Annotated in this window: 14 protein-coding genes; 4 read left to right on the top strand and 10 right to left on the bottom strand. The window is 34.7% G+C overall.

The window, feature by feature from the left end; translation table 11 throughout:
* Nucleotides 1-897 (bottom strand): hypothetical protein, encoded by an 897-nt coding sequence (locus tag ACR9EA_RS03835; protein WP_435137777.1) that lies wholly within the window; start codon nt 895-897, stop codon nt 1-3.
* 4 nt (nt 898-901) lie between these two features.
* Nucleotides 902-1,393: a YkgJ family cysteine cluster protein gene (locus ACR9EA_RS03830; RefSeq protein ID WP_435137774.1), complete on the bottom strand. Its 492-nt coding sequence runs from the start codon at nt 1,391-1,393 to the stop codon at nt 902-904.
* A 63-nt stretch (nt 1,394-1,456) separates the two neighbouring features.
* Here ACR9EA_RS03830 and ACR9EA_RS03825 point away from each other — a divergent pair, with 63 nt between their 5' ends.
* A complete protein-coding gene (locus tag ACR9EA_RS03825) occupies nt 1,457-2,155 on the top strand; it encodes a class I SAM-dependent methyltransferase (RefSeq protein WP_435137771.1) in 699 nt (232 codons plus the stop codon).
* Here ACR9EA_RS03825 and ACR9EA_RS03820 read toward each other — a convergent pair.
* The 3 genes from ACR9EA_RS03820 to ACR9EA_RS03810 form a co-directional block, all read right to left on the bottom strand.
* Entirely contained in the window at nt 2,152-2,685 is a 534-nt protein-coding gene (locus ACR9EA_RS03820) for a DUF2059 domain-containing protein (RefSeq protein WP_435137768.1), read from the bottom strand. The genes ACR9EA_RS03825 and ACR9EA_RS03820 overlap by 4 nt on opposite strands.
* A 176-nt stretch (nt 2,686-2,861) precedes the next feature.
* Nucleotides 2,862-4,598 carry a TonB-dependent receptor gene (locus tag ACR9EA_RS03815; RefSeq protein WP_435137765.1) on the bottom strand — a complete coding sequence of 579 codons (1,737 nt, stop codon included), beginning with the start codon at nt 4,596-4,598 and terminating at the stop codon, nt 2,862-2,864.
* 25 nt (nt 4,599-4,623) lie between these two features.
* Nucleotides 4,624-7,641, bottom strand: coding sequence for a tetratricopeptide repeat protein (locus tag ACR9EA_RS03810; protein ID WP_435137762.1), 3,018 nt, complete (start codon nt 7,639-7,641; stop codon nt 4,624-4,626).
* Nucleotides 7,642-7,825: 184 nt separating this feature from the next.
* On the opposite strand from ACR9EA_RS03810, the gene ACR9EA_RS03805 reads away from it, so the two are divergent.
* Nucleotides 7,826-8,509, top strand: a complete 684-nt coding sequence (locus tag ACR9EA_RS03805) for a cell division ATP-binding protein FtsE (RefSeq protein WP_435137759.1) — start codon at nt 7,826-7,828, stop codon at nt 8,507-8,509.
* A 26-nt stretch (nt 8,510-8,535) separates the two neighbouring features.
* On the opposite strand, the gene ACR9EA_RS03800 is transcribed toward ACR9EA_RS03805, so the two are convergent.
* The 3 genes from ACR9EA_RS03800 to ACR9EA_RS03790 are packed head-to-tail and all read right to left on the bottom strand — an operon-like array spanning nt 8,536 to nt 10,796.
* Nucleotides 8,536-9,483 (bottom strand): hypothetical protein, encoded by a 948-nt coding sequence (locus ACR9EA_RS03800; protein WP_435137756.1) that lies wholly within the window; start codon nt 9,481-9,483, stop codon nt 8,536-8,538.
* Nucleotides 9,473-9,925: a hypothetical protein gene (locus ACR9EA_RS03795; protein WP_435137753.1), complete on the bottom strand. Its 453-nt coding sequence runs from the start codon at nt 9,923-9,925 to the stop codon at nt 9,473-9,475. The genes ACR9EA_RS03800 and ACR9EA_RS03795 overlap by 11 nt, the downstream gene beginning before the upstream one ends.
* Before the next feature lie 34 nt (nt 9,926-9,959).
* Nucleotides 9,960-10,796 carry a 2OG-Fe(II) oxygenase gene (locus tag ACR9EA_RS03790; RefSeq protein WP_435137750.1) on the bottom strand — a complete coding sequence of 279 codons (837 nt, stop codon included), beginning with the start codon at nt 10,794-10,796 and terminating at the stop codon, nt 9,960-9,962.
* Nucleotides 10,797-10,891: 95 nt separating this feature from the next.
* Between ACR9EA_RS03790 and ACR9EA_RS03785 the strand changes: the two genes are divergently transcribed.
* Complete coding sequence (locus ACR9EA_RS03785; protein WP_435137747.1) at nt 10,892-11,782, top strand: glycosyltransferase; 891 nt, start codon at nt 10,892-10,894, stop codon at nt 11,780-11,782.
* A 4-nt stretch (nt 11,783-11,786) separates the two neighbouring features.
* Complete coding sequence (locus tag ACR9EA_RS03780; RefSeq protein WP_435137744.1) at nt 11,787-12,725, top strand: glycosyltransferase family 2 protein; 939 nt, start codon at nt 11,787-11,789, stop codon at nt 12,723-12,725.
* On the opposite strand, the gene ACR9EA_RS03775 is transcribed toward ACR9EA_RS03780, so the two are convergent.
* The gene (locus ACR9EA_RS03775) at nt 12,692-13,126 is read right to left on the bottom strand and encodes a sugar 3,4-ketoisomerase (RefSeq protein ID WP_435137742.1); all 435 of its coding nucleotides are present in this window, start codon (nt 13,124-13,126) and stop codon (nt 12,692-12,694) included. The genes ACR9EA_RS03780 and ACR9EA_RS03775 overlap by 34 nt on opposite strands.
* A complete protein-coding gene (locus ACR9EA_RS03770; RefSeq protein WP_435137740.1) occupies nt 13,087-14,202 on the bottom strand; it encodes a glycosyltransferase in 1,116 nt (371 codons plus the stop codon). The genes ACR9EA_RS03775 and ACR9EA_RS03770 overlap by 40 nt, the downstream gene beginning before the upstream one ends.
* Nucleotides 14,203-14,235: the final 33 nt, after the last annotated feature.

Below are 14,235 nucleotides of genomic sequence, written 5' to 3'. Positions count from 1 at the left end.
TTAGTTTGTAGTATTTTGTATCAAACTCATTATTTTCTTTGTATCGAAATTAGATATTTCTGGTCTCCAAACCGAGGCATTTTGTTCGTCTTGAAGCATTCTATATGCCGAAAAATACAAAAAAGCTCTTAAATTACTATTCGCATTAGCGACCTCTGTTTCTTTTATTCTATTTAATTGACGTAAAACTTTCTTTGGATTTTCTAGCAGAAGATGTTCTTGAATTTCCAAAAAAGATACCCGCTGTCTTAAAGTTTCCTTATTCTCTAATGTTTCACGTTCTAAAAAACGAGATGCTTCGTCTAAATAAATAGCAGCAAGATTCACAAGTTCTGCTCTAACATTACTATTGTTAAAGAATGCAAAATCCATATATTTTGAAGCCAAATAAAACGCCGAATAAAAATTCTGTTCTCTCTTATAGTTAACTAATTCGTTGCTTAAAAACGACGTATCTAAACTATATTTTGCAACAAATTCGGTTATGTTTTCTATGTACGTATCTGCTTTTATATTTAAGATGTTACCGTTGGCATCCATCACTTTTAAAGTGTCGTCGTTAAATTTATCAAGATAAGTGGTAGACCTTGTGTTTTTAAGGGTGTTATACCATTCTGTATAGACGCTCTCGTTTAACACAACGGGCACAAAATTAGACCACAATAAACTATCTAAAACAGGTTCTGCAAACATATTTTCTACTAAAAACTCTTTTCCCGTTTTATAATTTACATAAACAGGAGTACCAGAATAATATGCATTTTCCCACACGACAACCAATAATTTATTCTGGGTTATAGCCAAACGTTCGGCTACCTCTAAATTAGTCATCCACTTTTGAGAAAACCCAAAATTGACCGATGCAAAAACAACTAAAATGAACAATAACTGTTTCATAAATTTATTTGATACGCTTTTTCATAGCTTCGACCACCTGAAATGCCGCAGGGCAAATGGCTACATTTTTTAATGTAAGATTAGTTATCTGCTGAAACTTTTTTCTATCGGTATGCGGATACTCCCGACACGCCTTTGGCCTAACCTCGTAAATAGAACAATAATTATCGGCACCTAAAAACGTACAGGGTACACTTTGCAATACGTAATCGTTATCTTCATCTATTCGTAAAAACTCAGCAATAAATTGTTGCGGCTTCATTTTAAAATGTTTTGCAATACGCTCTACATCTTTATCGGTAAACAAAGGCCCTGTTGTTTTGCAACAATTGGCACAGGCTAAACAATCTATATTACTAAAAGCCTCGTCGTGCAATTCCTGCATTATATAATCTAATTGCTTAGGTGGCTTCTTTTTTAACTTTTTAAAAAAAGTTCTATTCTCGTTATGCTTATCTTTGGCCTGTTTCGGCAAATTTTTAATTATGTCCTGCATAATGCAAAAATAATGTTTTAATTAATGCCAATTTTGTTTCTATAATTACGAAAATTAAATAAAATGAAAGACCTTCTAGGAAAAGCGCTTTTAGATTACCAAAACGGGAATTACACCGAAGATATTATTACCTCTACCAGCATCTCTGATGAAGACGACTTACCGCTACCATATCTTTTTAGAGATTTCAACAACATGCCCAAACTAGAACAATACGCTTTAAAGACTTGTAAAGGTCGTGTTTTAGATGTCGGTTGTGGTGCTGGCAACCATAGCTTGTATTTGCAACAAAAAGGCTTACAGGTTAAGGCCATAGATATTTCTGAAGGCGCTATTAAAGTCTGTAAACTTCGCGGAGTAACACATGCCGAAGCACATTCTGTTTTAGAGGAAACCGATACTTACGACACTATTTTATTACTTATGAATGGCACAGGCATTTTTCAAAAATTGAGCTATGTCACCAAATATTTATCGCATTTAAAATCGCTTTTACAACCAAACGGACAAATTTTAATTGATTCGTCGGACATCCAATACATGTACGAAGATGAAGACGGCGGATTATGGATAGACACCAACGCTGCCTACTACGGCGAATTGGATTATTACTTGAGTTATAAAGGCGAAAAAGAACAGCCTATAACCTGGTTATATTTAGATTTTGAAACGCTAAAAACAGCCTGCACAACCATAGGTTTACAATGTGAGAAAATAAAAGAAGGCCCGCATTTTGATTATCTTGCCAAACTGAGTCTTTAACGCACAGAATACCCTTCTGCCTCTAGCTTTTCGTTAACATCTTTATACATTTCGCCACACCAAAAATCTGAAATAACCTGCATTTTTTCTTGCATGCCTTCCTGAGATTGAGCTATTTTTTTTCCGGTATCGCTCTTATAAAACTCGTCTATTGTTTTTTTGTCTTTTTTGGTAAGCGCATTCGGGTTAGACAACATGGTCTGCCCTGTTTTTGATGCAAACAAAGCATTCATATTTTTTACATCGTCGTGACTAAAATAATCTTGATAAGCTAAAACCAATTTACCGCTTACATCTTGCATCGCTTTAGGCTTAATAGCCTTTAAGTCTGCCCAGGTTTTTTCTGGAATATTCAACTTTTCGTATTGATCTTCAATCTGATTAAAACACGCATCAAATACGGTTTCGTAATAGGCATAAGTTCCGTTATTCTTTAAACATTGTTGAACGTCTGTACTGTACGCTTCCGATTGCGAAAACACAGATAAACTGGAAAACATTAAGAAGACAATTAAAATACGTTTTCTCATAATTACAAATAGGTTGTGTGCAAAAGCACGGTTAGATTTAGGTTTTGAGGGGTTTAAATATAATAAAAAAAGAATTCACTCTAACCTCTCCAATATTTTAATTATCTGACTTACACCTATTAAAACAGAAAAGCCATCTTTACAGACGGCTTTTTGTTTACTGGAGAATCGGCAGATTAAAAATCGAATTTATAAGTGGCTCCTGCCAAAACTTGAAACCCTTGCACATTGTAATGATTAAAACGCTCGTAATCTTGATTGGCAATATTATTCAGTTTAATAAATGCCGAAAGACGTTCGTTAATATTATATCCGCCATTTAAGTTTAAATCGATATATCCTTTTAAACTTACTACGTTAGAGGTGTTATCTGCTCCAGTATTTATTACTGTTTCTAAATCTTTACGTTCGCCTACATAAAAGAAATTTGCACCAGCAAACCATTTATCATCGCTTTGGTAATCTCCAAAAATCGAAGCTTTAATATTAGGTAAATTCCATGCGTATTCTTCTAAATTCGTATCGTAAGCAAAGTATTCTGCCCTTAGTCCCATTTTTAAGTTTCTATTGGCATCAACGGTTAACTCGCCTTTAAAATTAAATGTTTTTACATCGTCGTAAACCACGCTAAACGAGTTTCCATATTTATAAGCATCTAAATTATTCTGGTTACTATACGATGCGTTGTTTTTAAATAAACCTTTATCGCGCTCAGACATGTAACTCACTTTAGCATTATAACTAATGGTATTCGTAACTTTCCCTAACACTCCCAAATAAGCATCATAGCCTTTTTCTGTTGGCTTTATGGTTAAGGTTGGCGACACATACGGGTTGGCATTTGCAAAATCTCTGTATGTATTCTGAATTAAATCGCCTTTAAAACCACCATAAGCAATAACGACATCGTCTACAATTCTGTACGATCCTGTTACATTTGGAAAAATATAAAAATCGCTGGCTGTATCTCTCATTCCTAACATATAGGCCAAAGTAACCCCAACATTTAATGTTAAATTATCGCGACGTAATTGATATGTTGGCGACACACCTAATAACAAATTTCCGTATTCTGGAATCGATGATCCCGAAGCATACGCGTGACTAGCCATACCCGATAAATATTCTAATCTAACATCTGTAGAAATTTCTTCATCCATTATAGGTAAATCGGCAGTACCAGTAAACTTTAAATGATATTCGTTAGAATCGATACCATCTAAAAATCGTCTTAAAATTAAGCTTCCCGATTTTATGTATGTATAATCAAAACTAACATCTCCTCCAAAATACACATCGTAAAACGCATGATTTGGATCTATTCGTCTAGCTATATTCGCATTATTATAATTGTCTGGCACACCATACCAATTATAATCCTGATAATTGATTCCTGCCTTTAAGCTCCATGTTAAATCTCTATATCTTTTTATATAATCTATATCAAACTTAGTTGTTGCATAACCATCGTCTAAATACTTATCGTCTACACCATTTCTGGATTGCAAATGCGATAAATAAGCTCCAAAAGATCCGATGCGTTTAAACTCCTTCGTAACATAAACCTCACCCAACAAGGTTTTATAACTACCAAAACCTAAGGTGGCGTAATTATCGTATAAAGGCGACGCTTTTTCGCGCTCTATGGTTGCTGCTTTTCCTTTTGTTGGCGTAAATGTTGAAGCTACTGGCACCGATAATATATTGTAATCTATAGGCTTTTTTTCTGTCGTCGCATTATCGTCTAACGTTGGTGTTGTTTTTACTTTAAAGGCATCAGAAATTGTTGGTGTGTATGGCTTAACCACATTAATAACATCTGTTGTGATGGTATCTTTTTCTTGAGCAAATGTTATTGAAACTCCCAGAAGGGCTATAACAGTAAATAAAATATATTGAAATTGCTTGCGCATAAGTTCAGTTTAATTTAGGTAATATTTAGTCTTGGGTATCTATTGAAGCATTTGTTTTAGCTTGTTCCTTTTTTATATCGTTAAGCTGCTTTTGTGCTTCGGCAGTAACATCTTTAAAGCTTCCAAAATTTTCTATAACACTCTCTAATATATAGGTTGCTTGAAAGGCATCTCCTAGTTCTTTATAGTTCATTGCCATAATAACTAATCCTTTAGCACTAAAATATTTGTAAGCAGAGTAGTCTTTTGCCAATTGTTGCACGGCTTCATTAGACCCTTCGTAATCGCCATCCTTATGCTTAAAATAAGCGTTATAAAACAACGCTTCAGCAGCGGTTTCGCCTGTTGCAATTTTGCTAACCTCGGCATAGGCCGATTTGGCGCGCTCCATATCGTTAGAGTTAAAAGCCGATCTTGCTATAATAAGTTGCGCATCGCTTTGTATTTTTTTATCGATACTTTGATTGTCGAGCACTTTTTCAGCATAAGCTACAGCACTTTTGTATTTGCTAAGCTGATAATTGGCTTTCATTAAATTAGACTGCGCAAAAACAACGTTTTGAGGGAATGTGGCCTCGTTTTCTAAACGCTCTAGTACAGGAATGGCATCTAACCAATTTTTCCCGTCTAAGTAACTTTGCGATAAATGCATTAAGGCTTCTTCTGTAAATTCGCTTCTTGGTGCATCTACTACAGCTTTGTAATGCGGAGCCGCATTTACTTTCAATCCTTTTTGATAATATAATTGTGCCAAATAGAAATGAGCCTGCGTTGCATGAAGTCCGTTTTCAAACTGATTTAAATAACCGTTAAATTGTTTAATGGCTTCGTCTGTATTATTGTCCAAATACTTTTTCTCGGCAGCTTCGTAAGTCGTATTATCTAAATCGGAATCTGAAACCGACACGTAATCTAAAGTACTCACCCATTGCGCATAATCGTCTACCTGGCCTAAATCGACATATATTAAACGTGCTGTAGACACCGCTTGCACGGCTTCTGGTGTACCTGGATAATTTGTGGCGACAGTTTTAAATTGCGTTAAGGCTTTTTGGTTTTGATTACCATTATAATAAATTAATCCTTCTCGCAGCATAGCCTTAGGCGTTAAGGAACTCATTCTGTATTCTGAACTTAACTGACTGTACATAGCAACAGCCCGATCGTTTTGATTAGATTTTGTATAGGCATTACCCAATTCGTATAAGGCATCGTCTCGTAATTTTGATTTTGGGTAAGCCGAAACAAATTGCTCTAATTCCGATACTTTTTTACTTTCGTTACCAATATATCCGTAACTAATGGCTTTTTGAAAAGCAGCATAATCGGTCTCGAATTGATTAAGTTTTATGGCTTCATTATATGCTGTTATAGCTTTATCGTAATTACTCGACACAAAATAACCATCTCCCAAACGCAAGTAAGCATCGTTTAATTTAATACGATCTTCGGTATAGTTTTGGGTAAATGCACTAAAATGCCCGGTAGCTTTGCTGTACTCCTTTTGCTTAAAATAGGCGTATCCTAAATTATAATCTAATACTTTTTTCTCTTGTGTTTCTACACCTACAAATTGCTCTGAAGCTTTAAAATCTAAGATAGCCTCGGCATAATTATTTAAGTTAAAATTACATTCGCCTTTCCAAAAATTAGCTCTCGCAGTATATTCGTCGTTAATCGGTTCTTTTAAAGCGTATTCAAAATAGGTTTTGGCTTCGGTGTAATTTTGGTCTTCAACCAATTCTAAACCTCTGTAAAAAGCCACTTTTTGATAGGCTTCCTTACTAGCGAAATCTTTTTTACCCTGTAATAAATTCAAGGCCTCTTTATAATTTTTAGAGGTAATATAAGAGTCTACTAAAAGGCTTTCAATCTCCAATCTGTAAGCAGTTTCCGGGTATTGGGCCAAATAACCACTTAACACTTTAGGCACAGGCTCGTAAGGGTTACCGATATCGTAACTTATTTTCGCATAATTATACCATGCATCTTCCTGTATTTTAGGTTCGAAATCCATTTGCGAGGCATTTCTAAAGGCGTTTAAAGCTTCTGTTTTTTTGCCCAATTGAATATAGCTTTCACCTAAATGATAATACGCATTTTGAGCCACTCCATTTTTGCCGCTTATGATTTTATTGAATTCCGAAATAGCACTTTCGTAATCTTTTTGCATATAGTACGCGTAACCCAATTGATAGTAGTCAGTATTGTTCCATTTTCCACGTTTACCATTATACGATTGCAGGTAAGGAATGGCCGCTTCGTACTTTCCTAAATTAAAGTAACTCTCCCCTATTATTTTATTTAACTCCGATTCTTCATCTCTATTACTATACGGCAATTGCTCTTCAGATAAGCGTATGGCTTCTTCAAACTTTCCTAATTTAAAGTTTAAATCGGCCTTGTAGTAAGACATGCGTTCTTGATACTTTTTTTGATCGGCTACCTGATCGAAATACTGATTGGCCTGATTGTAATCGTCGCTTTGGTAAGCCATATAGCCAATATAATATTTGGCTTGCGAACCATATTTACCCGAATTCTCTATTTTACCAAAATATTTTTTGGCATCCTTATAATTGTTGGTAATAAAGGCGGTATAACCTTTATTAAAATTATAGCGATCTTTTTCTAAACTTGTTAACGATCGCTCGTCTACCCTATCGTACCATTTTTTGGCATGTGGGTATTTTCCGTTAACAAAATAATAATCGGCAACATCTATATAAGCCGAATTTCGTTTAGGGCTGGTTGGATAATCTTCTACAAAGGTCTCCACCAAATCATCTGCTTTTAACTGGTTTAGCCGAATGGCACAATTGGCAATATAATAAGCACATTCCGATTGCATAACTTCTTCCGAAGTTTGTTTTTGAATGTTTGTAAATATATTCTGGGCGGCTAAAAATTGCTTGTTATTAAATAACGCAAGCGCCTTTTGGTAATCTACCTGGCTGTTAGTGTAAATAGCAGATTGTTGGGCAAAAATTTGGCTGCTTAAACAGAGTGCCAACAAATAAATTGCAGGGTTCCTTCTAGTCATTCACCTTAAGTTTTTAAGAAATCAAAGATAATCTAATCTCTATTTTATAACGAAAATATGGCATAATAATTATACAACAATACTTACACCGTAAAAATATTATAAAAAAAAGCAAGACATGTCTGTTTTAAAAGTTATTATAAAATGATACATTTACAACGCAAAAATCCCATTTTTCAGAATTATGTCGCAACCTGTTTTAGAATTAAAAGACGCCTCTATTTTTCAAGGTAGCAGCCTTGTACTCTCTAATGTTAATGTAGAAATTAATAAAGGTGATTTTGTGTATTTAATTGGAAAAACAGGAACAGGAAAAAGTAGTTTTATGAAAACGCTTTATGGCGACTTGCCGTTAACCCAAGGCCAAGGCAGTATAGTAGATTTTGATTTGCGCAAATTGAAGGAAAAAGATATCCCTTTTTTAAGACGAAAATTAGGAGTTGTTTTTCAAGATTTTAAACTACTTATAGACCGAAACATCAACGAGAACTTACTTTTTGTTTTAAAAGCCACAGGCTGGAAAGACAAAAAAGAAATGCAAACCCGTATTGAAGAGGTTTTAGATAAGGTAGGCATGAAAACTAAAGGATTTAAATTTCCACACGAACTCTCTGGTGGCGAGCAACAACGTGTTGCTATTGCTAGAGCCTTATTAAACGATCCTGAACTTATTCTGGCCGACGAGCCAACTGGAAACTTAGATCCGCAAACTAGTATAGAAGTTATGAAAGTGCTACAGGACATTAATAAAAATGGCAATACTATTTTAATGGCCACACACGATTATGCCTTACTGTTAAAATACCCTAGTAAAACACTAAAATGCGACGATAACCAGGTGTTTGAAGTCGTGCAGCGCAAAGTGTAACTTAGCTTTTACACCTACTTGGATTTTTACACTTCATCTTTATTAAAAAATCTGCCAACTAACGATATTATAGGAAAACTTAATAGTGTAGTTTTTACATTGCTTGGCTTATAAAACGGAGACATTAGCAACAACACACCCAATGTTATTGGAGCAGTAAACATAACAACATCCATAATTAACGCTATGGCTAAATGTAAAGCTATAAGTAAAACACCCCATATTTTATGCAAATTTGCTTTAAAAAATACCCAAACAGAACACACTTCTAAATACAATACCATCCAAAAAGCTATCCAACCCAAATAGTAATGCTCTATTAACCACTCCCCTAATAACGTTGGTGTGTTTACATGAAACTGATACACTAGAGTATTTCTTAACGACAACGGCGAAAACACGCTAACCTCGCCTTGCACGTATTGCACAACTCCCCAAAACAATTTCCATAGTCCCGTTAACGTATAAGAAAACAATAAAAAAAACTGAAGGCTTGCAAACACCAAAATAGTTTTGGCCTTGTACTGATCTATACGTTTACTCGGCATTAACAGATATCCAAATAAAATCATTAATGGTAAATGCAAAACATGATCTATTTTCCCAAAGGAATGTGCAAAAGCCACATAAAAAAAATAGGTGACAAAAGCATAAAGTTTCAGCAAGAAAGACTGTCCATAAAAACATAAACTTGCAAATGCAATAAACATGTTAATGTGTAAGCACAAAACCATAATATTGGTTGGCACATCTTGAAACGGCACTATAGGCCATAATGACGAAACCATATTTGCCTTACTAAAATCTGATACGTTAAACAGATGCAAAAACTGAAAGCCTAAAAACAATATGGGTATCCATTTAACCACAGCCATAATTCGGCTGTACAGCTCGCCTTCCTCGGCTTCAAACAAAGGATATTTACCTTTAAAAGCAAATTTCCAAAATATATGAGATTTAATATCAGTCTTCAAAAGGCATCAATTTCTGATTACGAATATAAGCTATAGTATCTATTGTTGCACGTTGTGCATAATCAGCTTTGCTCAAATCTAATGTTTTGGTACAAAGCACATAAGCGCTACCTTTTGGTAACATGTTAAAAAACACGTGTGATTTTAAATCCTGATTTTCCTTTACAGATTGGTATAATGTATTCACATTTAAATTTACCGTTACAGGATGCACATGGTGTACCTCGAAAAGTGTTCTTATATCTCTAGGAGTACTTAATCTATCTGTTCCAACTTGGGTTACTAAAACATAAGGCAACACGAGCGTATTGGGCGTTTTAGAATACAAAGACCACCTAAAAAACGGAAAAATCTCTTTATGGTCGGACCAAAACCACCCTCCTATCGCCACAAACATGTAAACGCTTAACCAAACCAGTATAAAATTTTTGTATTTAAACATAAGGCTTAAAAATCTTATCTTATAACATTAGGAATTAAGCATCTTTCCCTTCTTCTTTTTTATAAATATGCGGATTTTCCCGTACTCCGTTTTTAAACACTTTACGCACCCCCATTCTTAAGGCACTATCTACATTTAAAATGAAGTTTGTAAAAAAATCATCAGACCTTCCCTTAAAGGTAGTCACATGAAAGGTATCTGTTGCCCGTAAAGGCGTGCTGCTAAAATAATAATTAGAAATGCAGCATCTGGGCTGGCTAACTGTAACGGGAGATACCGAATGCCAAGAGCCATTGTGCGTAGCCATAACCACCAATCGGTTAAACTTACTCTCTACCAATATCGCTTGCTTACTTGGGCCTGCTGGCCAAAGTTCTAAATGTCCGCCGTTTTCCAAATGCCAATCTGGAGACACGTAATACAGTAAATTTAACACACGCCACCGATCGCGTTTAGCGTCGTGGGAATTATCTAAATGCGGATTTAAAAATTGGTCTTTCCCCATTAACGATAAACCTCCTGCGTACAGTAAATCGTCTGCAAACAGTTGTTCAATATCGCAAATCTCTCCTATTAATTTTAAAATTTCAGCATCTTGAAAGGCATAAATAACATGTTCTAACAACGCATGGTGCTTATTCATTTGTGCCGAAACATGTTTATGCTCTCTAATACTTTTTAGTTGGCGCATATCTTCTGGTTTAGGAAAAACATCGTAACACGATCTAGCAAGATCCTCTGGCAACACATTATCAATATAAAAAAAACCTATTTTAGATTTAGATTCAGAAAATTGCAATTTAAGCTTGGTTTGATTGGTCAGAAGGTGATTGTAAATATGTTCTGAAATCTCTTGGGTTGTAGGCACCATACCTTTGTTTTTAAAATTGTTGCAATATATTCCTTTTACTACTTTTTACGATTAAATACTTTAAAAAATGTATTTTTACAATCTAGTTTTCTAATATGCTATCGGTACTAATCCCCATCCATAATTATACGGTTACTCCTCTGGTTACAGAAGTTCATCGGCAACTTAGCGACTGTAATATTATGTTTGAAATTATATGTCTGGAAGACGGCTCTAACCTGAAGTATATTAATACCAATACAACAATAGAAAGGCTTCCTTACACAAAACACATCATTAACAAAACCAATATTGGCCGTACACAAACGCGCCAAGAATTATCTAATCGTGCGCAATTCGAATGGTTATTGTTTTTAGATGCCGATGTTTTACCTTGTCAACCAAGTTTTATATCGAATTACTTAAAATATCTTACAAGTAATTACAAGGCTATATTAGGAGGTATTAACTACAAAGACCAAAACTCAAATCCTGAGCATAGCTTACGATGGAAATATGGCAAGCGTCAAGAAGTTGTAGATTACAGCGTTAGAAACAAAAAACCTTATAAAAGTATTGTTTCTGCAAATATTCTGATTAAAAAATCTATTTTCACTAGCATAAATAATAAAATGACTTACAATGCTTATGGTTATGACAATTATTTTGGAAGCGCTTTAAAAGAAAAAAATATTAGTCTGCTGCATATTAACAACGAAGTCTATCATTTAGGCCTTGAACCGAATACCGTTTTTTTAAAAAAACAAGAGCAGGCAGCGCAAACATTACTAAAACTTTACAAACAAGATAAGATAAAAAAGCACGATAACAACCTATTAAGTTTATTTCTTTTTTTGAAACGCTCTAAAACCAATCATGTGTTGACAATCTTTTACAAAGCTTTCAAAAACAACATGAAAACCCAATTACTCGGTAAGACACCTTCTATAAAATTACTTCAATTGTATAGAATTTCGTACATGTGTTATATCGATAAAACTGCTTAGCACAATGCCCCAGATATCAGTAATAATTTCAGTTTTCAACAAACAGCAGTACATTTATGATACCATACAAAGTGTGCTTAATCAAACGTTTTCCGATTTTGAAATAATCATAATTAACGACGGATCTACAGATCAAAGCGAAACTATTATAAAAACATTTACAGACGCACGCATTCATTATATAAAGCAACCGAACAAAGGTGCTGCAGCTGCAAGAAACACAGGCATTGCAAAGGCTAATACGAATTTTGTGGCGCTCTTAGATGGCGACGATACTTGGCACAATACGTATTTAGAATCTATTATAAACGCTAAAAACAATTTTCCTGACGCTCAGGTTTTTGCTTCGGCTGTTGCTCACAAATACGACACAGAACTTGTACCTGTACCATACAACTTTAAAATAGACGGTAAGATTTCTATCAAAAATTATTTTAAAAACAGTAAAAAACATTCGCTTTTAACCAGTTCTAGCATTGCATTTAACACCGATATTCTACTTACAACTGGAAATTTCAACACCAGTATAAAATCTGGCGAAGACACCGATATGTGGATTCGTATAGGCCTGTATTTTCCAATTGTATTCATTAATAAAGTATTGGTATACTACAACTATAGCGATTCTAGTTTATCGAATACAACCTTTAACCTCTCTGCAAAACCCAAATACGATAAATACGATGCAGAAGAAAAAAACAATCCAGAAGTTAAAGCGTTTATAGATAAAAACAGGTATTCGCTGGCATTATTGAGCCGCTTGCAAAACGACAATCAAGCCTTTAATTTTTACCATTCTAAAATTGATCGCTCCAGTTTAACCTTAAAGCAAAACATATTAATAAATAGTCCGAAATGGATTTTAAAAGCACTTTTACAATTAAAAGCCTTAAAAGGAAAAAAGGTTTACTACATGCCTTTAAATTCTAAAAAATCTGAGTAATCGCGAATGTAGTCAGATTCGTCAAATTCTTCCGAAGCCAATACCAAACATACAGATCCAGACGAAAAATTTTCTATCTCCCTCCAAATCCCAGGTACAATTAACAGGCCTTTATCTGGTTTATTTAAAGTAATTAAACGCTCGGAAACAGCATCTTTAACCCGCACTTCAAAACTGCCGCTTAAAGGAATTAAAAACTGAAATAATTGTTTATGCGCATGTCCACCACGAAAGGCATCGCTTGGCACATCGTAAAGGTAATACACTCGTTTTATTGCAAACGGAATACAGTCTTTTTCGATTACCGCTAAATTCCCTCTTGTGTCTTTAATTTTCGGGATTTCTACTTGCTGTAAATCGTTTATGGTTGATGCAATATTTGTTCTAAAAGTTGGTTCCAATCGTTAGTTATATTTTTTACCGAAAAACGTTGCACACTCTCTTGCGCATGCGTTTTACAGGTTTGGTACAGTAATTCGTCAAATATAAAACTATTCATAGCATTGCTTATTGCCTGAACATTAAAATTTTCGACCAAAATACCATTATATCCAGATTTAATAACTTCGTCTGGTCCCGATTTACAATTTACAGCAAGCATGGGTGTACCCAAACCTAAAGACTCTGGAATAACCATGGGAAAACCTTCAAACCGACTTGTTAAAACAGAAAACAAAGCGTGTTTTACATAAGGGTACGGATTGACCGTAAATCCTTTAAACACCACCGAATGCTCTATTTTTAAGGAAACTGTATATTGTTTTAACAGTTCCAAATCGGGGCCATCGCCCAAAACCAGTAAACGTATTCCCGCTTCAGGTAATTTCGATGCCTTATAAGCAGAAAGCAAGAGCTTCACATTTTTATGATAGTCGTCTAATCGTCCAAAAAAAATAATGTAGCGTTCTAATTCAATGTCTTTTTTTGTTAAAGCTTCCGAAGCCTGCTCGATTTCAGAAAAATTAAACGCATTGTAAACCGTACGTACCTGTTTTAAACCAAGCTGTTTTTTAAAATGTGTTTTAGCCGCTTCAGACACTGTTACCATAGGTTGATTTTGATATAAATATTTATTCAACCAGTTATAAGGCGTAAAAGTTTTGCTCAACTTATAATTATGAAGCACATAAATTACAGTTTCGTTTTTATAAATCCATTTAGAAATAATACATTCTCTGTAGGCCTGCAACCTAGTTCTGGCATCAATAATTGCATCAAAATTATGTGCTTTCAAAAACGCTTTAAATTGTTTTAAGCGCCCCAAGCGTCCAAAAAAAGTATCGTTAGCGTCCTTTAATTCACCTAAATTAAAAAGGGTTCCTTTATACTCGTAATCTACTTTATTTAGCACGGTAACAATGTACACTTTATACCCCAACTGATGCAACATGATAGAAAGCTGTGCAGACGAACGCTCTGCGCCACCTTTTCCTAAAGAGGATGCTACAATACAAATCTTTTTATTATTACCTTGCACTAGAAATTAATTTCAATCGCTTCAAATATACTA

Source organism: Formosa sp. A9, from assembly GCF_051200825.1.
GTDB lineage: Bacteria > Bacteroidota > Bacteroidia > Flavobacteriales > Flavobacteriaceae > Formosa.
This window is presented reverse-complemented; position numbering and strand designations above follow the sequence as displayed.

What these genes read in the sequence shown, in the direction of transcription:
- ACR9EA_RS03835 (WP_435137777.1), bottom strand. Translation starts at nt 897, where the DNA reads ATGAAACAGTTATTGTTCATTTTAGTTGTTTTTGCATCGGTCAATTTT.
- ACR9EA_RS03830 (WP_435137774.1), bottom strand. Translation starts at nt 1,393, where the DNA reads ATGCAGGACATAATTAAAAATTTGCCGAAACAGGCCAAAGATAAGCAT.
- ACR9EA_RS03825 (WP_435137771.1), top strand. Translation starts at nt 1,457, where the DNA reads ATGAAAGACCTTCTAGGAAAAGCGCTTTTAGATTACCAAAACGGGAAT.
- ACR9EA_RS03820 (WP_435137768.1), bottom strand. Translation starts at nt 2,685, where the DNA reads ATGAGAAAACGTATTTTAATTGTCTTCTTAATGTTTTCCAGTTTATCT.
- ACR9EA_RS03815 (WP_435137765.1), bottom strand. Translation starts at nt 4,598, where the DNA reads ATGCGCAAGCAATTTCAATATATTTTATTTACTGTTATAGCCCTTCTG.
- ACR9EA_RS03810 (WP_435137762.1), bottom strand. Translation starts at nt 7,641, where the DNA reads ATGACTAGAAGGAACCCTGCAATTTATTTGTTGGCACTCTGTTTAAGC.
- ACR9EA_RS03805 (WP_435137759.1), top strand. Translation starts at nt 7,826, where the DNA reads ATGTCGCAACCTGTTTTAGAATTAAAAGACGCCTCTATTTTTCAAGGT.
- ACR9EA_RS03795 (WP_435137753.1), bottom strand. Translation starts at nt 9,925, where the DNA reads ATGTTTAAATACAAAAATTTTATACTGGTTTGGTTAAGCGTTTACATG.
- ACR9EA_RS03790 (WP_435137750.1), bottom strand. Translation starts at nt 10,796, where the DNA reads ATGGTGCCTACAACCCAAGAGATTTCAGAACATATTTACAATCACCTT.
- ACR9EA_RS03785 (WP_435137747.1), top strand. Translation starts at nt 10,892, where the DNA reads ATGCTATCGGTACTAATCCCCATCCATAATTATACGGTTACTCCTCTG.
- ACR9EA_RS03780 (WP_435137744.1), top strand. Translation starts at nt 11,787, where the DNA reads ATGCCCCAGATATCAGTAATAATTTCAGTTTTCAACAAACAGCAGTAC.